We start from the raw sequence: 18,970 nt of genomic DNA on the forward strand, positions 1-18,970 counted from the left end.
ATCGCCGCCGTCAGCGACGTCTTGCCATGGTCAACGTGGCCGATCGTGCCAATGTTTACGTGAGGCTTGTTGCGCTCAAACTTACCTTTTGCCATGTTTATTCTTCCTGTGAACGAACTTTGGGCTTAACCGGCCCTTCCCGGTTTGGCAGCCGTTTAAGGCTTTCGCAAGGAATGCGCAAGCTCTAAATACATCGATGGCGGGCAGGCCGCCGACGGTCGCGCAACCGCTTCGGCACCGCGCTGGATGAAGGCGGCGGCAAAAGCATGCCGATCTGATTCATCGTTTCATCGTGGCATATTAAGCTCGTTATTTAATTATTCTCATTAACTTCGAGCTCTTAGACTTGGCTAATGCAGGCTTCCGCTTGCATTCGCGCCGGATTGGCACCGCCCAAAAGCCGTATTGCGCTGCCTGCCTCTGCATGAAACAGTTGCGTTCCACAAGGTCAGATCAAGCGTGAGACGAGATGATTCCGTCCGGGCACACCATATCTGACGGGACCGATCGCCCTTCCGGCAGTTCGAGCCGGCGTGGACGTTCGCGGTCGGACGTCAAGGTCCCCCGCCGCTTGCGCCCCGGGCCGCTTTCGTACGCCGCCGATTACCTCTCCTTCCACACGATCGCGGCCTGGTTCGCCTTCCCGCAGAGGTTCGACCGCGCCGCTGCTACCCTTGCAAGGGCGAGAAGCGGTGGGGCCGTGTCTCCCGGGCAGGCGCAGTCGCACTTCGGCCACCGGCTCTTCATCGAGATTGACCCGGGCATGCTCACCCACCGGCTGGATGAAAAGCATCTCGACGACGAAGGTCGCTGGCACTGGATCGGCGACCACTTTCTGGACGTGGACGACTGGAGCCAACGGCTTTCGCCGCTCGCCCACTCGCCGGCCCACCGCGAGATCGTCGAGATCTGTGGTACGCGGCATGATTTCCGGGAGGGTCGGTATTACCGGACCTACGTCCAGTCGCTGCGACAGCACCGTCCAGTCCGCCGCAACGGACGACACCTCGACACGATCGAGAAGATCGACGCCTATTTCCGCTACTATGTCGACCTGATCGACAACATCGAGCGCGCCGGCGTCCTGCCGCGCAACCGGTTCCAGCGCTCGGCCGACACAGGCCGGCGACACCGGGGCATCCGGTCCCTCTGGCACGACCTTGTCGAACGCGACATAGGGATCGCCATCGGCGCGGATGGGCGCCTCGTGCGCCATACATCGGGTAAACATCGGCTGGCAGCCGCAATCGGCCTCGGCCTGAAACGGATTCCCGTCGAGATTCGTCTCGTACATCTCAACTGGCTGGAACAGCAGATGGCGCTCTTCGACCTCCCCCCGGCAAGCGCGCTGCAGAAAGCGCTGGAGGAGCATCGCTTCGAATAGAAGGCTGAACGCGCGCATGCCTGCGAAGCGCAGGGACACACAAAAGCCATGATATTCAAAGGACTGGAGCGGGTAGCGAGACTCAAACCCAGCCTCTAACGGTTTGGCCTAGCAGAGGTTTTCCAAATCACGTTTTGTCGGATGTACCATTTAATGTACCGTCCTACGTTCATTGGCATGCTGACCGCATCAACTATAGCCACATCCTTCCGCATAATTCCAGCGAAAGCTGTTAGATTTTCTTCCGGTAGCGTCTGCGGGACGGCCACGCCGATTCCGAGTTAACTTCGACTAACTACGGTGTAGGGACGTGCGCATTTCATCTGCAAGGGCATTGACGAGTGACCTTGTTCGCGCCGCATCTGAACGAAGCATCGAAATGGTGAGCGAGGGTAGTCGCGGCATCCTCTCTGCACTCGATAGTATTCTCAACCCTCGTGGGACAGAGCATCTCGCCAGCGCGGCAATTGCAAGGCCCTGGCGCACCGCAGGAAGCAAGCCAGCAAGACTGGGACTGGAATAGGCGACCCTATGGCTTATCTCGGCTTCAACGCAGGCATCAATCGCAACTGCGCGGCTTGTACAACCTGGCTGGAACACGGCGAGGGGAACTACGGACTCAAGTTCCGGTCGATGATCAAGTGAGGCAACCCATACCAAGGGCTCTTGGCGAACAGCCGTTCCTATGGGGGTTTCCTTGCCTGCGGTGACGACGGCCAAATCAATCCGAGATTCTGCGACATGACGATGCAAAGCTTCGCTCGTATCGCAAACAACAGATACCTCTAAATTAGGGAAAATCACGGCAAAGCGGTCAAGTGCTTTTGGTAAGAGTGCGTTGACATAGTCCTCGGGTGAACCCAAGCGAATTTCCTGAGTGGCGCCCTGTCGATTGAATTCCTGCAACATGTCCTCGTGGGCTTTGAGCACCCGGCGTGCGAAGCACACGATTGTCTCGGCGCGCGCTGTCAAGACCATGTTTCGCCCTACCCTCGCAAAAAGCGCCGGCGGACCAGCGAGATCCTCCAAGCGCTTCATCTGCATGCTTACAGCAGATTGAGTTCGACCAACGCGAGTTGCCGCCTTGGCGAACGAGCCCGTCTCAGCAACAGCGACGAAGGTTCTCAGCAAGAGTGGGTCAATCCAGGCTGAATTCATCATCACAACACTTAAGCAGAATTGAAGTGTTCCTTCAACCCTTTTCGCTTGTGCACCAATCAAAATACAACAGAAGATGGAATTCCAGCGCCATCATCAGCGCTTCACGCGCAGCCGGTCCTGGATCGTCGAGCGAAGGAGATTGACATGAGCAATATGTTTAACTTCAAAGATCATGCATACCGGACGTTCCCGATGGGAGATTTTTTCCGGGCGAACGCGACGAACTTTCCCGTCCTGAAGGGCCTCGCCGTCCAGGGCCTGGATCTGGCGCCGGGAGCTGTTCGTGAGCCGCATTGCCACCCGAATGCCAATCAGCTCGACTATTGCATCAGTGGCAAGGGCCGCGTCGGTATCGTCGGCCCGGAGGGGGAACGCCATTACCTCGATCTGCTGCCTGGCGACATTTCGTTCGTTCCCCAGGGGTATCTCCACTGGATCGAAAATACCGGCGACCAGCCGCTCAGTTTCCTGGTCGTTCTCTCCCATGAAGCTCCCCTGACGATCGAACTCTCGGAAATGCTCTCCGGCGTTCCCAACGCCACGCTCGGCAATATGTACGCCACGCCCGAGCAGGTCTTTGAGGCGATTCCTGATCGCACGATCGTCATCGGCGGGATCCACCCCGAACACAGGACCGTTGCGCTCGCCGCCGCCGAGTAGGAAGCCCTCAGCCGGTTCGTGTCGCACGGACCGGCTCCCCCTGCATTGGATGAAGCACATCATGGTTGAAAAAACCCCGAACAAGTTGACAGCAGGCGACACCGCCCTCCTCGTCCTTGTAGCGTTTGTCTGGGGATTTAATTTCGTGGTGATCGCTCTCGGTCTCCATGACTTTCCTCCCCTCCTCTTTACAGCGCTACGCTTCGCAACATGCGCTCTGCTGGTGTTCCTGGTGCCTCGCCCGCAAATAGGTTGGCCTCAACTGATTGCCGTGGGCATCGCCCTCGGAACCTTGGTATTCGCCTTCCTGTTCGCCGGCATTCATGCAGGCATGCCGGCCGGCATCGCGTCGGTGATCATGCAGACGCAGGTCTTTTTCACCGTTCTGCTGGGGATGGTCGTTCTCGCAGAGCGGCCCCTCCTGACGAGCTGGCTAGCCGTGATCGTCGGCGGCGCCGGCATTGTCCTTCTCGCGTCCGAGCGGATGGCGCTCGGGGGATGGGCCGCCTTTTCGATGGTTCTTGCCGGCGCCTTATCCTGGGGTGCGGCCAATATACTCATAAAAGCGCTCCCCAAAGCCAACATGCTCCATCTGATGGTGTGGATGAGCCTCGTTCCTCCACTACCTCTTCTGGCGCTCTCTTTCGTCATCGAGGGGCAATCAGCGATCGAAACCGCCCTTTGGGGCCTGAGCTGGGTCGGGGTCGGAGCAGTTCTCTACACCGGCTTGCTTTCAACTGTTTTCGCCTACGCCGTATGGGGCAGCATGTTGCAGCGATACCAGACCCCCATCGTTGCACCCTTCGCGTTGCTTACACCCGTGTTCGGATTGCTTTCGGCACAACTGGTCCTGCGCGAGCACCATAGCAGCACGCAGACAGCGGCAACCATTTTGATTGTCCTCGCCCTCGCGATCAATCTGTGGGGATCCTCACTACAAAAATACCTGCTTGCAGCTGCGACACGCTGGCGATGTCGCATGTTGCAGGATTGAAGCAACAGCGGTTCCTACAGAGATCAATCCGATCTCAGACACAGGTAAGGATAAGGACGTGATTGCTGGATGGGAAGTAACACCAAGCAGGAAAATGTAGCGCCTAGAAAATCAACCCGACGAGAGAATATCTACGAGCGATTAAAGAGTCAGGTGGCCAGCTTTCGCGCGCAGCCAGGGCAGCATCTGTCGATCACAAATCTCGCGGCGACATTCCATTCAAGCAATACGCCCGTTCGCGAGGCATTAGTGCAGTTGGCCGCGGAACGTCTGGTGGATGCTGGCCCGACGGGCGGCTTTCATGTCAGGAATTTCCGCCTGGCCGAAATGCAGGAATTGCTTCACCTCTCCCGCCTACTTCTTTCGAGTTGCATTCGCGATGCCGTCCATGACTTCGAGTTTGGCGGCTTGCCACGTCCCACTGCTCTCGATCTTCAGTCGCGCTATCGCGCCACGCGCGTCCTCCGCTCGAATCCGGAGGAGACCGCAGCCTTTGTCGCTGGTGTCTTCCGTGGGGTCGCTAGGATGTCCGGCAATAACGAGATAGTCGATATCGTCAGCAACATCTGCGATCGAACCCACCACATCCGCGCCTGGCATGTGCAAGAGATCCCCAGCGGAAGGAGGTTCTCAGACCAACTGGCTGTCCTGTTGGAAAGCCTGCAACGGGACGATCGGATCACATCTGCACTTTGGCTCGATAGGCTTTTGGAGCACCAGGTCGATCGATTGCCGCACGTTGCCTCGAAAGCCCTTGCGGAAATGCTCTTGGCCACCGGAATCTGAACCAGCCTCGCCAAATGGTCATCACGATATCGATTGCGGATTCTGAAAGCCTGCGACTCCGATCATTTCAAGAGCATTACCGATGCCAACGACCCGCGCGTCCTCGTATGGGCGGCCGACGATTTGAAGGCCCATGGGTAATCCCGTCGAATGTCGTCCGCATGGAACGGTCAACACGGGATTGCCGGTCAGGTTGAATACACATGTATAGCGGGTTAGGGCATTGCCGATCAGTTCCTCCCGGCCATCGAGGGAAACCATCGTCGTGCCGAGACGGGGCGCAACGATTGGTGTTGTCGGCGTAACCAGAACGTCCGCATGCCGAAAAAGAGCGGCGAAGTCTTTACGAAGCCCCTCCATGTAGCGGAGCGACTGCACATAATGCTCGGCGAGAATGAATTGGCCCTGTACCAGACCACGGCGGACGTCATCCCCATAGAGATGCGCCTTCGTGGCCATCAGCGGTCCGTGCCATGACAAGGCCTCCACCAACTGGATGGCGAGCGATGCCGTTCGAACATGGGTCATGTCGGGCGTTTCAAGCTCAACCAGAATCGCACCGGCGTCCCGCAGACGAGATAAGGCGTTGTCCGCCGCAGCCAGGATTTCCCGGTCGGCATTCTCGAAGAAATGGGATCGCGGGATGCCTATTCTCACACCATTCAATGCGGACTCGCCCGCAGTCGTGATGGCATCCGCCAGGCGCGACCCTGATGATCTGTCACGCCCTTCGTCCCATCCGGCAAGAACTTCAAGAACCGTCGCGGCATCCAGGCAGTTGCGAGTAACGAGGCCGACATGGTCCAAGGTCCAGCAAAACGGGATCGACCCTTCGGTGTCGATGAGGCCGTAGGTTGGCTTCAAACCGGCGACGCCACACAGCGCAGCCGGAACCCGAACCGACCCTCCCGTATCGGTACCCACTGAAAATGCGGCCATCCCTGTTGCCACACTCACCACGGAGCCACTGCTGGAGCCTGCGGCGAACCGAGTGGAATCATATGGATTTGCCGGAGTGCCAAACACCGGGTTTTCACCCGTTATCCCATAGCAGAACTCGTGTAAGTTCGTCTTGCCAACCAGCGTCGCGCCGGCCCGCTTCAGCTTCGTCACGACAGCGGCGTCGTCCTCGGGCACGAAATCCCGCAGGACACGCGATCCGGCCGTTGTTCGTATCCCCCTCGTCCGGAAAACATCCTTGCAGGAATAAGGGACGCCGAACAGCGGCCGGCTGCCCCGCATTGCGGTTTCGACAGCACCCGCCTTTTCGCATTCATCGGGGATCGTGATGAAAGCATTTGACGTATCATTGAGTGCGCGGGCTCGATCGCGATAGGCCATTAGAATGCCGGCGGCCGCCTGCGCGTTTTCGCCTGCTTCAGAGCGCAGTTCGCGGATGGACTTATAGAATTGATCAGTCATCGAACGCACTCGGCGCACAGAAGCGGGAAGGCAGAGGGATATCGCCCAGTTCCACCCGGGCAAGCAGGCGCAACGCAGAGAAATGCTCGCTAGCGCCGCTTACCACGCCGTTTCCTTCGGACGATGCAATGACCGGGATGTAGGCCTTCGACCATTCCCGACCAGCCAGACTGCTGGCGATCGCCTCGAGGCAGTCAATGTTCAGCACCATAGCCAAGTTGTTTGCTCCTCTGACGGGATAGCGCCTGGTGGAGGCTCAACCCGACCATGACGATGGAAACTGCGGCGACGAGCAGGCTCGCCACGACGAGAACGGCAGGACTCAACTGGTCCCGTACCCCCGACCACATTTGAAGCGGTATCGTCCGCTGGTCATAACCGGCGAGAAACAATGTCAGGACCGCCTCGTCGAAAGAGGTCGCGAAGGCAAAGAGCGCTCCCGCGGCCACGCCTGGGGCCATGATGGGCAAGGTTACACGGCAAAAGGCGCGGACCGGCGATGCGCCGAGGATCGCGGCGGCCCGAAGCAGACGTTCATCGAACGTCGTCAGCGCGCCGCTAACGGTGATGACGACGAAGGGAGCAGCCAGCGAGATGTGGGATAGGACGATCCCTGTCAACGATTGCGTTAGCCCGAGAGGCGCGAACAGCAGATATGTTCCCGCCGCGACGATGATAATCGGCACGATCAGCGGCGCGCTCACGAAAAGGGTCACAACGGTACGCTGCGTGGGTGGTAAATGCCGCAAACCGAGCGCCGCACAGGTTCCGAGCGCGGTGGCGATCGGTGTTACGATCGCGGCCACCGTGATGCTGTTTTTGAATGCCAGACGCCATTGTGGATCTTGCACGACTTCCCTGTACCAGCGAAGCGACCATCCATTAGGATCGAGTTGAAGCATCTTTCCCGTGAACGAGAAGTACGGCTCTGGATTGAAGGAGAGCGGTATGATCACGAGGATGGGTAGGAGAAGGAACAAGCCCACCATCGTTACGACCAGCCCGAGGATAAAACGGGACATTCGCTTCATCGCTGCGGCCTCCCGATCGGAACGACACGGGAGAACACCATGCTGATCAGGATTACGAGCATCAGAAGGAGCGTGCCAAGGGCGGCCGCAAGGCCCCAGTTCAGGCTGCTTTGAATGTGGAATGCGATCTGATTGCTGATCAACTGGCCGGTCCTTCCGCCGACCAAAGCGGGCGTGACGTAGTAACCGAGCGAAAGGATGAACACCAACGCGCCTCCAGCGACGATACCGGGCATCGTCATCGGCAAATAGATGCGCCTGAACACACGCGCCGGGTTGCCACCAAGGCTTTCGGCTGCCCTTACATATTGTCCTGGTATGCCCCGCATGACCGCCTGCAGCGGCAGGATGAAGAATGGCAGCAGCACATATACCATGGCGATGACGGTCCCGAAGAAGTTATAGATGAGAGCAAAACGCTCATTGTCCGCGATCAGACCGGCCGACACGAGAAGCTCGTTCACCACGCCCTGACGTTGCAGGATGACGATCCATGCCGTGGTCCGAACGAGAAGCGACGTCCAGAACGGCAGCATCACCACAAAGTAGAGCGCCGATCTCAGCATTCCCTCACTCACAGACAAGGCGTAGGCGAATGGATAGCCGATGAGCGCGCAGAGGCCGGTGACGATCGCCGCGACGAGGATCGTGCGCGCGAATAGCCGAAGATAAATCTGCCGCTGCTCGTCCTGCCGACCAATCGTCCCATCCGGGGTAACTCGCATATCGACGGCATTCAACAGATATCGCGGCGTGTAGGGTTCACTCGCTCTTTTGATCAGCCGCCACGATGCGGGGTCGCTCCAGCGCCTATCCGTCTCTACCAACGGCGTGCCTTCGTCGTGGATCTTGGCCGCGGAACGCTCGACAAGCTGGCGGAAGCCGGGCTGTTCACGGTTCAGGCGAAGCGCAAGCTCTCCGATCCGCGCGACTTCGACAAGATTTCTCATATCGGAAGCGAGCGCATCGAAACTTGCCGACGGCGGAAGCATCGTCTCATCGCTCCAGCTCTCAAGAGAGGCCGTCGTTGCCGGCAAAAGTGCCGCCACCTCCGGATCGTGGATGCTTTTCCAAAGGATCACCCCGATCGGCATAATGAAAACGGCAGCGGTGAATGCCAGCAGTGGGAGCAAAAGCCTCCACCCCGGTGGGAACAGGACGGACCTCCTCATTGTGCGAGCCATGCAGCGTAGCGTTCATTGACCACGTCGCCGTGATCGGTCCACCAGGCGGCGTTGAAGGCAAGAGCGTTCTGGAAGTTGACTGAGGCGGTCGGCAGGGTCGCGGCGATCTTCGGATCGATAAGGGCTTCTGCCGAACGGCGGATTGGCCCGTAGGCGATCACGCGTGCCTGCGCCGCGAGCGCTTCCGTTCCGGTCGCAAAACGAACGAAATCCTCGGCGGCGGCCTTCTCACGCGAACCGCGAACCACGGCATAATAGTCGGCATTCCAGATTTGCCGATCCCAGACGATCCGCAGCGGTTTGCCATCGTCCGAAATCGCGCCCTGAATCCGGCCGTTGTAGGCCGTCGACATTGCGACCTCGCCATCGACCAGCAACTGGATCATCTGGGCGCCCGTCTCCCAGAAGACGGATTCATCCTTGATGGTGTCGAGTTTACGGAATGCGCGATCGAGACCTTCCGGTGTGGAGAGAACTTCATAGACCGACGCCGGCTCGACGCCATCGGCCATCAGCGCCCACTCCAGAAGTGCATTGGGACGCTTCGGCAAGCCCCGCTTCCCCGGAAATGCCGCGACATCAAAGAAATCGTCGATAGTCTGAGGCCCCGTACGTCCCGCGAACGCAGGGTCATTGACAGCAATTACGTTGGACCACACGACAGACCCGACACCGCAGGGATGAAGCGCGCCGTCGAGGAAATCTTCCTTTGCAGGTTTCCCGTCAGTGCCAGACGGGAGCTTGTCGAGATCGACGCGCTCGAAAAGCCCGTCCGAGCAACCCCTTTCGAGGTCCTGCATTTCCACGTCAACGACGTCCCAACTTACGCTGCCGGATCGCACCTGGGCAACGAGTTCGGCCAGCCCACCGTTATAGTCAACGGACTTGATCTCGATGCCGGTCTTCCTGGCGAACGGCTCATAGTGGGCGACGCGCTGGCTGGCGGTATATTGCCCCCCGTAGGAGACGACCGTGAGGGAATCCGCCGCGTAAGCGGCATGAGTACCGGCGACGAGGATGCAGACACTCATAGCGCGGAGAAGGCGGGATACGTGCATGGTATGCTCCTTACGTTCTGTTAACAGGGGCTATGTTCAGGAAGCGGGAAAGGCGCGGGCGTCCTCGGTGCGCCAGCCGAGCAAAACTTGCTCGCCGACGTGAGGAACCGGCTGGTTGCCATCGTTCGAAATTCGGTAGAGCAATTCCGTGTCGCCGGTGATCGTACCGGCCCGGACGCGAACGTTGTCGCCGTGATATGTTGCCTCAAGGACAATGGCCTCGAGGACATTCGGCAGGTATTCGCGTCCCGCGATCCGACGCAAACGCTCCGGCCGCACCATGAGATAGCCGCGGTCATCGCTTGATCCCATTCCGACCGCTACGGCCGATACGAGCCGGCCATCCGCCATCTGGAAGGTATCGAGCGAGGCGCTAGCCCGCCGCACCGGAATGCGATTGGTTTCACCGATAAAGGTCGCGACGAAGGCGCTCTCGGGCTTCTCGTAGAGATCCTTTGGAGGCGCGATTTGCGAAATCCGGCCGCCGTCGAAAACAGCCACGCGGTCGGAAAGAGAAATTGCCTCACCCTGATCATGAGTCACGTAGATGATCGTTGGCTTCAGTTCCCGGTGGATCCGAGCGAACTCCTCCTGCATCTGCTCTCTCAGTTGCTTATCGAGCGCACCGAGCGGCTCGTCCATTAGAACAAGCTCGGGATCGAAGATGAGCGCCCGCGCTACCGCGATACGCTGCTGCTGTCCTCCGGACAGTTGAGCGGGACGTCTTTCTTCAAGCCCCTTCAACCGCACCAGATTCATTGCCCAGGCGACACGCCCGGCAATTTCATCACGCGCCCAGCCACGCATCTCCAGCGGAAAGGCGAGGTTCTGCGCGACCGTCAAATGCGGGAATAGAGCGTATTGCTGGAACACCATACCGATGTTGCGCTTGTAGGGCGGCAGTCGGGAAACATCATTCCCGCCCAACAGGATCTCGCCGGACGTGGGCTGCTCGAAGCCTGCAAGCATCATCAGGAGGCTGGTCTTGCCGGAGCCGGACGGGCCGAGAATAGTAAGGAATTCACCCGCCTGAACGTTGAGATCGATACCTTTGACCACTGCGGTCATGCCGTCATAGCTCTTAACGACGTTGCGCAGAACGACGGATTGCGCAGAGGATCGGGCCGGCCTCTCCTGCTCCTTCATCGTGACCGTCAGCATGCGCCTGCCTCCCCTGAGTGCAGGGCATCACCGACCATGAAGCTCATGATCCTGGACAAGGTGCGCACGATGTGATTGCGGCGCACCAAGCCGACGGCCCTGACATCGTTGGCTTGAAGGGAAACCAGTATCTCGTGGATTTCCTCGACCTGGGCCTCGGCCTCCATTCGCCAGTCAAGCTCGGCGAGGATCGTATAGTAGGCGCGTATCGTCTTGTAATAGAGGGCGTCCGTTACGGTCCGATACTCGGAGTTCCCCGAAAGGCCAAGCAGAACATCCTGCAGGCGATGGCTGATGGCGCAGAGCGCGCCGACATCCGGACGCTCGACCAGCGCCTTGCATTCCGGAAGAAGCTCGTCGAGCGCCATCATCACCGGATAGAGATCGCTGACGGGGCTCATGTCGCCCAGCAGTTCCGAGAGGCGGATACGAAGGGCAAAGGCATCGCGGAGCGATTTAAGGTCAACCGTGGTGACGATGGAGCCTACATTGGGCTTCGTTTCCACCAGCCCTTCCGCCTCCAGCATCTGCAGCACCCGCCGGATCGGCGTGCGGCTCATGCCATACTTCTTGGCGAGTTCGGTTTCGCTCAAAGCCGCTCCAGGCGGATACGCGAGAAGACAAATACGATCTCGCAATGTCCTGTGGACGGCGGCGAATCTCGCCCGTGGCGTCTCCCCTTCAGCATTCTTTACGATGCCTGACAATCTCACCTCCCCGTTTCGATTTGGCGGCAAAATACACATTAAAGTATGTATTGTCAAATACGACATACGACCGTTTCAAGCCCGTATACCGGCAGCATTTTTCCGATAGAGGCTCTACTTTCTGCAATCCATACGTGAATGGATTTTGCCAAGGAAAGTCCGCTGCCGCACTATGCCGCCATTGCATCGCCGCTACGGGATTATCCGAAGAAATAGCAATAGAGCCCTGGTACATCTGGAGTTGATGGATGTTTGTCGAAACGATTCTATCGCCGGATTTGGGCGGCGAGAAACACAGCTTTGCGCCGACATACAATTTGAAGTGGCCGAACCGGTATCTCGATGCACATCGCACTCTCGACTATGTCATCCCGCAAAACGCAAAATCTGTTTTTGAGCGCGTGGTGGCCGCCTGCATGAGGACTCGCGGCAGAAGCAGCCTCAAGATCGTCGATATCGGGTGCTCTTACGGCATCAATGCCGCGTTGTTAAAATGCTCCACCACGCTGGATGAGCTCTATACCGAGACGGCTTCACCCCATGGTGTCCTGCGCAAGAGAAACATCGACAGCCATCGCGGATTCTTCAAGGCGAGAACGCGTCGCCACGACCTGTCCTTTGTCGGGCTGGATCCCGCATCTCGCGCCGTGGATTACGCCTTGCAGGTGGGATTGATCGACGCCGCCGTGAACGCCGATCTTGAAGCACACGATCTGGTGGACAGTGACCGCGCCCTCCTGAGCGATGCGGACCTGATCATCAGCACCGGCTGCGTCGGCTATGTCACCGAGCGAACCTTCGCCCGCCTCTATCCGGCGATCGCCGAATCGCGGCCATGGGTCGCGTGCTTTGTCATGCACCCGTTCGTCTATCATGGCATAGCGAGAATGCTGGATGACCACGGTCTTGCGACGACCGAGATCCACGCCTGGCGGCAACGCCAGAGGCGCTTTTCGACGTCGAGGGAGAAGCGCAAAGTGCTGGCTTCAATGAAGGCGCTCGACATAGACGACCGGTTCGAACGATCGACCGGTTACATCTACGCGTCGTTCCATCTTTCCGTGCCTCGATGCGAGATCAGTTCAGGCAATCTGACGGAAATCCTGCCATCACATCGCTGATGGACGTGGACCGGTCGCGACTAGCCGCCATCCTTCGATTTCAGAAAATCGGCTGGATTGACCCCAAGTGCTTGCGCCAATTCGAAGAGCGTGACGACGGTCGGGTTTCTCTGCCCTCTCTCCAGGCCGCTTAGATATTGCTGGCTGAATCCCGTCTGGGCTTCGACCTGTTCCTGGGTCAAACCCTTTTCCCGCCGGAGGCGGCCGAAATTCTCACCAACGAGCTGACGCATATCCATTGATATTGAATGGCAGGCGCGGCACGCTTGCGTTATCAACTATAGTATGTATTTTTACGGCGCACGGTACACAGCCCGTATACAGGATGTGCCGGACCAGTTCACCAATCAAGAAAGCCGAACAATGCCAGGACCCCGCGTGGAACCCGTGGAATCCCCACGGCCTCAACCGAAACAAGCCGATGTCGTCATTGTAGGAGGGGGAATCGTCGGCGCGTCGATCGCCCTCGAACTTGCAGAGCGCGGCATGTCCGTCGTTCTTTGCGAAAAAGGTATCGTCGCCGGCGAGCAGTCGAGCCGGAACTGGGGCTGGGTACGGCTTTCACGACGCGATCCTCGTGAAATCGACCTCATGGCCCTGTCGATCCGAATCTGGGAGGGCATGGCTGAAAGGATCGGCGAGGACGTCGGCTATCGGCAATGCGGCATCCTCGTACCATTCTATTCGCCCTCATTCCGGCGGGAAAACGAAGCTTGGCTCGAGCACATCAGGGGAACCCAACACCGTGTCGGCGCGATCGGCACTCAGCAGGTGCGCGACTTGCTGCCGGACATGAATCTCGATCATGACGGTGCGCTGTATTCGCCGACCGACGGACGCGCCGAGCCGCAGAAAGCCGCACCAGCTATTGCTCGCGCTGCCATCCGGGCCGGTGCGACGATCCTGACCAACTGCGCGGTGCGCACCATCGAGACCAGCGGCGGCGCGGTCTCCGGAGTGACGACAGAGCATGGGCACATCAAGACAAGCTGTGTCGTCGTCGCCGGCGGGGCGTGGTCACGCCTTCTTCTGCGCGGCGCCGGAGTGACGCTTCCGCAGCTCAAGGTGCTGAATTCGGTCATGCGTACGGAACCTCTGCCGAACGGGCCGGAAGTCACCGTCCGCGGCCCCGGCTTCTCCGTCCGCAAACGCGCTGACGGTGGATATACGGTCTCCACGCTCACTTCGAACATTTTCGACCTCACACCGGATAGCTTTCGTTTCCTGCGCCAGTTCATCCCCGCCTTACGGTTGGAATGGTCGTCGCTCAGACCACGGGTTGGCCGGCGCTTCGTCGAGGAGATGCGGGAAATGCGTCCCTTCGGACCTAATCAGCCCTCCCCCTTCGAGCGCACCCGGATACTGGATCCCGAACCGAATGTCGCCATGACCGCGAAGGCGCTGAAGCGCCTGTCGGAGGCGTTCCCCGCGTTTCGAGATGCGAAAGTCGCGCAGCGGTGGGCAGGCTATATCGACGTGACGCCGGATGCCGTTCCGGTCATTTCGCCGGTCGACACGTTGCGCGGCCTGGTGATCGCCACCGGCTTCAGCGGGCATGGCTTCGGTCTCGGGCCGGGTGCCGGAAGACTGGCCGCGGATATCGTGGCCGGAACGCCTCCGGTTGTCGATCCGCACGCATTTCGCTTCTCCCGGTTCTCGGACGGATCGAAGATCGTTCCGCTCACCGGCGTTTAGCCTGCTTTCCGCAGACTCATTCATGGAGGTAGAAATGGGTGAAACCGGTGATTTATCCGGGTCTGGATTACCGAGTGGCGTCGATATCCATGTCGGCTATCGTATTCGTACATTGCGCTTGGCTCAGGGAATGAGCCAGCACGATCTCGGCCAACTGCTGAGCGTGAGCGCTGAGCAAATTCAAGCCTATGAAACTGGTGCCAACCGCGTCAGCGCCAGTCAGCTCATGCGACTATCGGAGATTTTCGGCACGGAGCCCACGAGCTTCTTCGAAGGGCTGGTCGGCCCTTCGATCTCCATGCCGAGCAAGCAACTCGACGATCTCGACCCTGTGGCGTTCAGCACGACGGCGGAGAGCATCGCTGTCGTAAAGGCATTCATCCGCATCACGAACCCGGAGCTTCGGCGACTGATCATTGGGCTAATCGAAACGCTGGCGGATAAAGACGACGAATAGCTTTCATGGCGTCCTGCAACACCCTGCCGCGTTTCACAGCCTTCTATGGGTTTGAGACGTGGCATGGGCCGGCAATACAGGCGGAGGTCGGCTCAAAAACCGACGAGCACCATGTCCAGGGCAAGCATGATTTCGGCATCCTGCCCCGCAAGGCTGGTAACCGGGTTTCGCAACAGCTTACGGGGAACTGCCGCCATGAATTGCGTGACCATGATGTGGGGCTCGTCCCCGACGGCAAACACCGGATTGAGGCGTTTGGCCGGCAGGGGCGCCTGCGCCGGAGGGAGCAGCGGCACCACGATCCGCGTGTTCAGCTCGTGCAGGACGTCGGCCTGGACATCAAGCACATAACCCGCTCCGCCCGGATTGGCGTGAACATCGAAGCGCGCCATCAGAACTGCCGATATTGATCCAGAGGCAGACCGTGCGCTTCGGTCCATGCGTTCGAGCTGGCCAGAGCCTCGACGTTCTCGCGCTGCCATGCCCGCGCCTTCGCCTCGGCGACAGCACGCCTCAAACCGGCTTCCGCCGCTTCCGACAGATTGATTCCGAAAGACCTCGCTTCCGTCAGCAAAGATGGGTCGAGTGTCAGGTTGGTCGGCTTCTTGGGGGTGGATCGGCCTTGCATGTGCTCGTCTCCGTCATGCGCATTATATATGCGCATGACGGACTTTGACAAGACTTGTTGCCGCAACCTAGCAGAGAGCTATGCGTCGGCTGCTCTACTTGTAACCGGCGCCCTGAAGCGAATGCCGACACCACGGCCGTCATCTTCAGGAATAAACTCGATGCCCGCTTTCCGAAACGCTTTAACAATACTGGAAAGATTGTTGGTGATGGGGATGTGAGCTCCGCGCTCGAAATCGGCGATGGTTTGTCGGGAAACTGTAGCAGCCGTGGCCAAGTCTCCTTGGCTCCATCCCAGCATCGCTCTTGCCCAGCGGCATTGCTCCATCGTCAGCATGCTATACGAATTATCCGTCCGTCGCGCTGCCGGCGGCCGGTGCGCGGAAGCGAACACCGGCACCGCCGCCATTCTCTGCAATGAACTCTATCCCGGCTTCTTCGAGCGCCGCCCGGACTGCCTTTAGGTTGGCCGCGGTCATAGACGGAACACCATCCCCGGCTTCCGCGCGGCGTACCGTTGAGATACCGACGCTCGCCCCTTTGGCCAGTTCCTCGGAAGTCCATCTGAGCAACGCTCGCGCCGCTCTTATTTGCGCTCCAGTGATATCCTTCATATTCCGTCGATTTGAATTTGAAACATTTCCGTTCATATGATACTTAAAGTCCCACTTGATAGCATGGCCCATGTCTTCTTTAGAAGCCAGCGGGATCATTACCGTCAAGCCGCAATCGGCCGCACTCAGCGCTCGTAACACTGAGTACGGCCTAACCACAACCAAAGCTTAAGGGAGCTCGGATCATGGCTGATTCCGACCATAACAGAACTTTGCCCCACGTCACCCGCAGGACATCACTCGCCATTGTAGCCGGATCATTGATGGCGCGCATGACAAAAGCAAATCCCGCAATGCCAGCTACGGGCGACACCACGCTCGACCCCGCCCTTTCATTGTGGCGCGACTGGACCGAAGCCCATCAAAACGCCTGCCGGCTGGGTCGGCAGCAACAGGCGCTGGAACGCGAACTCGTGTCCATTGCAGGCTTCCCGACAGTGGAGGTACGAATTCCCGACCGGCTCGAACCGATCAGCGTCACCACGGATGCGGATATCGACCGCTGGCTTGGCAGGGACGACAATCTGGCGATGGCACGCGCCAGCGCCAGGACCGCGCTGGCCATTCGTAGACGGGCATGGGAAGCGGCGGACGAACGTATCGGATATAGCCGCATTCGGCAGGAAGAGGAGGCCGCCACAGAAGAGGGCGAGCAGATCGCGGAAGCCCTGTGGGACTGCCCTGCCCGCTCCCTGGCCGGTGCGGCCGGCAAGCTGCATGCAGCGCTCATCATGGGCGAAACATCGGAGGATTGCGAGGAATTTCCCTGGCCACAGCTCCGCTCCGTTCTGGCCGATCTGGTGCGCCTTGACAGCGCACCAGTCACCGGCATCGAGGCGGCCTGAAAACAGCCTCACGGCAATACGGCGATTTCGTTCGGATAGGGCGTCAAATATTCGAAGCCGGTTTCCGTCACCACGATCGAGTCGCCGATCCGCCCGCCGAACGCGCCGGCGACGGTTATGCCGCCATCGACGGCGAAGGTCATGCCTGGCTGGAGCAGCGTGCGCTCTCCTCGTTTGAGTTCTGGCGATTCGAGGAGAGACATGCCGACCGACCTGCCGGTCCTGTAGCCGGGAAGGTGTCCGGCGTCACGATAGACGGCTTCGGCGGCGGCGTTGACTTCTTCACACGCAATACCCGGCCGAATGGTCGCCAGCGCCGCCTTCTGCGCGGCAATCGCTACACCCTGGACTTTCAACTGCTCGTCGGTCGCCCTGCCGACATAGAACTCCCTGTCGAAGCCGAGCTTATAACCCCGGAACGAAACCATGCCACAAAAGCAGAGATAGACCGGATCGCCCTTCGAAAGCCGGCGCGTGGATGCGCGCCTGTGCACCATGCAGGTATCGGAGCCGGATTGAAGAACCTGCACATTCTGGATGACAGGCGAAACGAAGCGGTCGTCCGGATCGCGCAGGAAGGTCGCCGCCCTCCGCGTCCCGGCCGCCATGGCCGCCAAGGTGATCTCGTATTCCGGCACGCCTTCGGCAATCGTCTGCCGCGCTGCGTCCATCATGGCGATGGCCACCTGACCCGCCTGACGCATCGTCTCGATTTCGGCTGCGGACTTGATCATGCGCTGCCGGGCAATGAGGAAGGAGATGTCCTCCAGCGGGCGCACGGTCCGCAACCTCGCCAGCCCCTCCCTGACAAGGCTCGGGATGGCCCTTCCCTCGATGCCGACCGGCCCTTGCGGAAGCTCGGAGAAAATCCCCTCCAGCGGCTTTCTCCATTCATCATTTCCGTCGGTCCAGGGCCGGATATCCTGGATCCAGGTCATACGGCCACACATTTCCGATTCCATCAGTGGCGTGAGAAGGACCGGCGGCGTATCCCTTCCGACGATCAGCAGTGTCGGGCGGCCGAACTCGACGCCCAGATAGTTCCAGTATCCAGCAAAATACGCGACCGAATCCGGATCGGATATGATCGCGGCAGCCAGATTTTTCTCGGCAAGTGCCTGCTGGAGCGCTTCTGTTCTTGCCTTGTAGGAATGTGACATAACCCCTCCGATGTATGCAGCTTTAACTGCACAAACGATAAGGTGCTCGATAATTTCCTGTCAAATCAATTATTATCGTGGAATATCCTGTGACTTTCGCCGCAAGCTGCATACATCATCAGCAAAAATGCTGCGAAAGCCGTCGTGCAGGGATATTGGACGTGCGTGCTGGGGCGGTGTATCTGATGGCCACAGACAGATCGATGAGCTAGGGCAATGGAAGAAATCTTGAACGAGCATTCTCGGGCCAGCCGTGGGCAGGTCGCGGGTATTTATCAGGCGATCAGGGACCGGATTTGCCTGCTTCACTATCCGCCAGGCAAGAAGCTCGCGGAGTATGAACTGGCCGAGGAGTTTGCAGTCAGCCGCACGCCAATCCGCCAAGCACTGCAACGCCTCGAATACGACGGCCTGGCCGAAATCCGCAACGGCGTCGGGACGACCGTAACCGTCATCGACCGGCACACCTTCGAGGACATTTTCACCTTCAGGATGCACTTGAGCGAATTAATCGGCGACTTCCCAGCACCTGCCGAGATTCCCACCGTCCTTTCCAGCCTCGACCACCTCATTGACATGGCCGAGCAAACTCGGAGCGACAGGGATATGGTCGGCTTCTGGCGCCTTAACCACGCCTTACAGGACGCAACGGGAAAGCTGATCGGCAATCAGTCTCTCCGCGAAACGCATACGCGCTATTATTTCCTCGCATGCCGGATCTGGTATAGCGTCATAGAAGGGATTTTCGACGATCAGAGCGCGGATTTCATTATCGAGGCCCACGAGATCGTGAAGGCCCTGAAAGCCGGAGACCTGCGTGCCGTCGGTTTCATCCAGCGCAACCACATCGCTCTCGGCATGCACCGGATTGCTCCTTTTTTTCGTTCTGAATAAGCAACATAG

General features: G+C 59.1%; 24 protein-coding genes. 9 read left to right on the forward strand and 15 right to left on the reverse strand.

Features of this window, described 5'->3' with window-relative positions; all coding sequences use genetic code 11:
• Positions 1–95 (reverse strand): GTP-binding protein (locus CRO48_RS31830; RefSeq protein WP_131922527.1); only part of this gene is annotated, 95 nt, incomplete at its 3' end.
• Between the two features lie 476 nt (positions 96–571).
• Between CRO48_RS31830 and CRO48_RS19485 the strand changes: the two genes are divergently transcribed.
• A complete protein-coding gene (locus tag CRO48_RS19485) occupies positions 572–1,384 on the forward strand; it encodes a ParB N-terminal domain-containing protein (RefSeq protein WP_141402078.1) in 813 nt (270 codons plus the stop codon).
• A 291-nt stretch (positions 1,385–1,675) separates the two neighbouring features.
• Here CRO48_RS19485 and CRO48_RS19490 read toward each other — a convergent pair whose 3' ends face one another.
• Positions 1,676–2,515: a LysR substrate-binding domain-containing protein gene (locus CRO48_RS19490; protein ID WP_176526819.1), complete on the reverse strand. Its 840-nt coding sequence runs from the start codon at positions 2,513–2,515 to the stop codon at positions 1,676–1,678.
• A 174-nt stretch (positions 2,516–2,689) separates the two neighbouring features.
• On the opposite strand from CRO48_RS19490, the gene CRO48_RS19495 reads away from it, so the two are divergent.
• The 3 genes from CRO48_RS19495 to CRO48_RS19505 all read left to right on the forward strand — a co-directional run bounded on the left by CRO48_RS19495 (position 2,690) and on the right by CRO48_RS19505 (position 4,985).
• The gene (locus CRO48_RS19495; RefSeq protein WP_097141549.1) at positions 2,690–3,205 is read left to right on the forward strand and encodes a cupin domain-containing protein; all 516 of its coding nucleotides are present in this window, start codon (positions 2,690–2,692) and stop codon (positions 3,203–3,205) included.
• A gap of 61 nt (positions 3,206–3,266) precedes the next feature.
• On the forward strand, positions 3,267–4,199 hold the full coding sequence (locus tag CRO48_RS19500) for an EamA family transporter (protein ID WP_097141550.1): 933 nt from the start codon (positions 3,267–3,269) through the stop codon (positions 4,197–4,199).
• A gap of 69 nt (positions 4,200–4,268) precedes the next feature.
• The gene (locus CRO48_RS19505; protein WP_097141551.1) at positions 4,269–4,985 is read left to right on the forward strand and encodes a GntR family transcriptional regulator; all 717 of its coding nucleotides are present in this window, start codon (positions 4,269–4,271) and stop codon (positions 4,983–4,985) included.
• 21 nt (positions 4,986–5,006) lie between these two features.
• On the opposite strand, the gene CRO48_RS19510 is transcribed toward CRO48_RS19505, so the two are convergent.
• The 7 genes from CRO48_RS19510 to CRO48_RS19540 all read right to left on the reverse strand — a co-directional run bounded on the left by CRO48_RS19510 (position 5,007) and on the right by CRO48_RS19540 (position 11,554).
• Positions 5,007–6,407, reverse strand: coding sequence for an amidase (locus CRO48_RS19510; RefSeq protein WP_097141552.1), 1,401 nt, complete (start codon positions 6,405–6,407; stop codon positions 5,007–5,009).
• Complete coding sequence (locus CRO48_RS19515) at positions 6,400–6,624, reverse strand: hypothetical protein (protein WP_141402079.1); 225 nt, start codon at positions 6,622–6,624, stop codon at positions 6,400–6,402. The genes CRO48_RS19510 and CRO48_RS19515 overlap by 8 nt, the downstream gene beginning before the upstream one ends.
• Entirely contained in the window at positions 6,602–7,438 is an 837-nt protein-coding gene (locus CRO48_RS19520) for an ABC transporter permease (RefSeq protein WP_097141554.1), read from the reverse strand. Before CRO48_RS19520 ends, CRO48_RS19515 begins: the two co-directional genes overlap by 23 nt.
• Positions 7,435–8,520 carry an ABC transporter permease gene (locus CRO48_RS19525; RefSeq protein ID WP_245423577.1) on the reverse strand — a complete coding sequence of 362 codons (1,086 nt, stop codon included), beginning with the start codon at positions 8,518–8,520 and terminating at the stop codon, positions 7,435–7,437. Before CRO48_RS19525 ends, CRO48_RS19520 begins: the two co-directional genes overlap by 4 nt.
• An 86-nt stretch (positions 8,521–8,606) precedes the next feature.
• Entirely contained in the window at positions 8,607–9,680 is a 1,074-nt protein-coding gene (locus CRO48_RS19530) for an ABC transporter substrate-binding protein (protein WP_097141556.1), read from the reverse strand.
• Between the two features lie 36 nt (positions 9,681–9,716).
• The gene (locus CRO48_RS19535; RefSeq protein ID WP_210202006.1) at positions 9,717–10,841 is read right to left on the reverse strand and encodes an ABC transporter ATP-binding protein; all 1,125 of its coding nucleotides are present in this window, start codon (positions 10,839–10,841) and stop codon (positions 9,717–9,719) included.
• Positions 10,835–11,554: a GntR family transcriptional regulator gene (locus CRO48_RS19540; RefSeq protein ID WP_280952678.1), complete on the reverse strand. Its 720-nt coding sequence runs from the start codon at positions 11,552–11,554 to the stop codon at positions 10,835–10,837. The genes CRO48_RS19535 and CRO48_RS19540 overlap by 7 nt, the downstream gene beginning before the upstream one ends.
• A gap of 242 nt (positions 11,555–11,796) precedes the next feature.
• Between CRO48_RS19540 and CRO48_RS19545 the strand changes: the two genes are divergently transcribed.
• Positions 11,797–12,669: a hypothetical protein gene (locus CRO48_RS19545; RefSeq protein ID WP_097141558.1), complete on the forward strand. Its 873-nt coding sequence runs from the start codon at positions 11,797–11,799 to the stop codon at positions 12,667–12,669.
• Between the two features lie 20 nt (positions 12,670–12,689).
• Here CRO48_RS19545 and CRO48_RS19550 read toward each other — a convergent pair whose 3' ends face one another.
• Positions 12,690–12,908, reverse strand: coding sequence for a helix-turn-helix domain-containing protein (locus CRO48_RS19550; RefSeq protein ID WP_097141559.1), 219 nt, complete (start codon positions 12,906–12,908; stop codon positions 12,690–12,692).
• A 124-nt stretch (positions 12,909–13,032) separates the two neighbouring features.
• Here CRO48_RS19550 and CRO48_RS19555 point away from each other — a divergent pair, with 124 nt between their 5' ends.
• Positions 13,033–14,364 carry an NAD(P)/FAD-dependent oxidoreductase gene (locus CRO48_RS19555; protein ID WP_097141560.1) on the forward strand — a complete coding sequence of 444 codons (1,332 nt, stop codon included), beginning with the start codon at positions 13,033–13,035 and terminating at the stop codon, positions 14,362–14,364.
• 34 nt (positions 14,365–14,398) lie between these two features.
• Entirely contained in the window at positions 14,399–14,821 is a 423-nt protein-coding gene (locus CRO48_RS19560) for a helix-turn-helix domain-containing protein (RefSeq protein ID WP_176526820.1), read from the forward strand.
• A gap of 92 nt (positions 14,822–14,913) precedes the next feature.
• Here CRO48_RS19560 and CRO48_RS19565 read toward each other — a convergent pair whose 3' ends face one another.
• From CRO48_RS19565 to CRO48_RS19580, 4 genes are all read right to left on the reverse strand, one after another.
• Positions 14,914–15,213, reverse strand: coding sequence for a CcdB family protein (locus tag CRO48_RS19565; RefSeq protein WP_097141562.1), 300 nt, complete (start codon positions 15,211–15,213; stop codon positions 14,914–14,916).
• Entirely contained in the window at positions 15,213–15,449 is a 237-nt protein-coding gene (locus CRO48_RS19570) for a type II toxin-antitoxin system CcdA family antitoxin (RefSeq protein ID WP_097141563.1), read from the reverse strand. Before CRO48_RS19570 ends, CRO48_RS19565 begins: the two co-directional genes overlap by 1 nt.
• Before the next feature lie 78 nt (positions 15,450–15,527).
• Complete coding sequence (locus CRO48_RS19575; RefSeq protein WP_245423579.1) at positions 15,528–15,785, reverse strand: helix-turn-helix transcriptional regulator; 258 nt, start codon at positions 15,783–15,785, stop codon at positions 15,528–15,530.
• Between the two features lie 10 nt (positions 15,786–15,795).
• On the reverse strand, positions 15,796–16,062 hold the full coding sequence (locus CRO48_RS19580; RefSeq protein ID WP_097141564.1) for a helix-turn-helix domain-containing protein: 267 nt from the start codon (positions 16,060–16,062) through the stop codon (positions 15,796–15,798).
• A 185-nt stretch (positions 16,063–16,247) separates the two neighbouring features.
• On the opposite strand from CRO48_RS19580, the gene CRO48_RS19585 reads away from it, so the two are divergent.
• Positions 16,248–16,907, forward strand: coding sequence for a hypothetical protein (locus tag CRO48_RS19585; protein ID WP_176526821.1), 660 nt, complete (start codon positions 16,248–16,250; stop codon positions 16,905–16,907).
• 8 nt (positions 16,908–16,915) lie between these two features.
• Here the strand turns inward: CRO48_RS19585 and CRO48_RS19590 are convergent, their stop codons facing one another.
• Positions 16,916–18,067 carry a M24 family metallopeptidase gene (locus tag CRO48_RS19590; protein ID WP_097141566.1) on the reverse strand — a complete coding sequence of 384 codons (1,152 nt, stop codon included), beginning with the start codon at positions 18,065–18,067 and terminating at the stop codon, positions 16,916–16,918.
• A 216-nt stretch (positions 18,068–18,283) separates the two neighbouring features.
• On the opposite strand from CRO48_RS19590, the gene CRO48_RS19595 reads away from it, so the two are divergent.
• Complete coding sequence (locus CRO48_RS19595; RefSeq protein ID WP_097141567.1) at positions 18,284–18,961, forward strand: GntR family transcriptional regulator; 678 nt, start codon at positions 18,284–18,286, stop codon at positions 18,959–18,961.
• The last annotated feature ends 9 nt before the right edge of the window (positions 18,962–18,970 follow it).

It is taken from the genome of Rhizobium subbaraonis (genome assembly GCF_900220975.1).
GTDB lineage: Bacteria > Pseudomonadota > Alphaproteobacteria > Rhizobiales > Rhizobiaceae > Mycoplana > Mycoplana subbaraonis.

Excerpts from the sequence above, each read along its gene's own strand:
- CRO48_RS19495 (WP_097141549.1), top strand. The coding sequence starts at position 2,690 with ATGAGCAATATGTTTAACTTCAAAGATCATGCATACCGGACGTTCCCG.
- CRO48_RS19500 (WP_097141550.1), top strand. The coding sequence starts at position 3,267 with ATGGTTGAAAAAACCCCGAACAAGTTGACAGCAGGCGACACCGCCCTC.
- CRO48_RS19505 (WP_097141551.1), top strand. The coding sequence starts at position 4,269 with ATGGGAAGTAACACCAAGCAGGAAAATGTAGCGCCTAGAAAATCAACC.
- CRO48_RS19510 (WP_097141552.1), bottom strand. The coding sequence starts at position 6,407 with ATGACTGATCAATTCTATAAGTCCATCCGCGAACTGCGCTCTGAAGCA.
- CRO48_RS19520 (WP_097141554.1), bottom strand. The coding sequence starts at position 7,438 with ATGAAGCGAATGTCCCGTTTTATCCTCGGGCTGGTCGTAACGATGGTG.
- CRO48_RS19530 (WP_097141556.1), bottom strand. The coding sequence starts at position 9,680 with ATGCACGTATCCCGCCTTCTCCGCGCTATGAGTGTCTGCATCCTCGTC.
- CRO48_RS19535 (WP_210202006.1), bottom strand. The coding sequence starts at position 10,841 with ATGCTGACGGTCACGATGAAGGAGCAGGAGAGGCCGGCCCGATCCTCT.
- CRO48_RS19545 (WP_097141558.1), top strand. The coding sequence starts at position 11,797 with ATGTTTGTCGAAACGATTCTATCGCCGGATTTGGGCGGCGAGAAACAC.
- CRO48_RS19550 (WP_097141559.1), bottom strand. The coding sequence starts at position 12,908 with ATGGATATGCGTCAGCTCGTTGGTGAGAATTTCGGCCGCCTCCGGCGG.
- CRO48_RS19555 (WP_097141560.1), top strand. The coding sequence starts at position 13,033 with ATGCCAGGACCCCGCGTGGAACCCGTGGAATCCCCACGGCCTCAACCG.
- CRO48_RS19560 (WP_176526820.1), top strand. The coding sequence starts at position 14,399 with ATGGGTGAAACCGGTGATTTATCCGGGTCTGGATTACCGAGTGGCGTC.
- CRO48_RS19565 (WP_097141562.1), bottom strand. The coding sequence starts at position 15,213 with ATGGCGCGCTTCGATGTTCACGCCAATCCGGGCGGAGCGGGTTATGTG.
- CRO48_RS19570 (WP_097141563.1), bottom strand. The coding sequence starts at position 15,449 with ATGCAAGGCCGATCCACCCCCAAGAAGCCGACCAACCTGACACTCGAC.
- CRO48_RS19575 (WP_245423579.1), bottom strand. The coding sequence starts at position 15,785 with ATGCTGACGATGGAGCAATGCCGCTGGGCAAGAGCGATGCTGGGATGG.
- CRO48_RS19580 (WP_097141564.1), bottom strand. The coding sequence starts at position 16,062 with ATGAAGGATATCACTGGAGCGCAAATAAGAGCGGCGCGAGCGTTGCTC.
- CRO48_RS19585 (WP_176526821.1), top strand. The coding sequence starts at position 16,248 with ATGGCTGATTCCGACCATAACAGAACTTTGCCCCACGTCACCCGCAGG.
- CRO48_RS19590 (WP_097141566.1), bottom strand. The coding sequence starts at position 18,067 with ATGTCACATTCCTACAAGGCAAGAACAGAAGCGCTCCAGCAGGCACTT.
- CRO48_RS19595 (WP_097141567.1), top strand. The coding sequence starts at position 18,284 with ATGGAAGAAATCTTGAACGAGCATTCTCGGGCCAGCCGTGGGCAGGTC.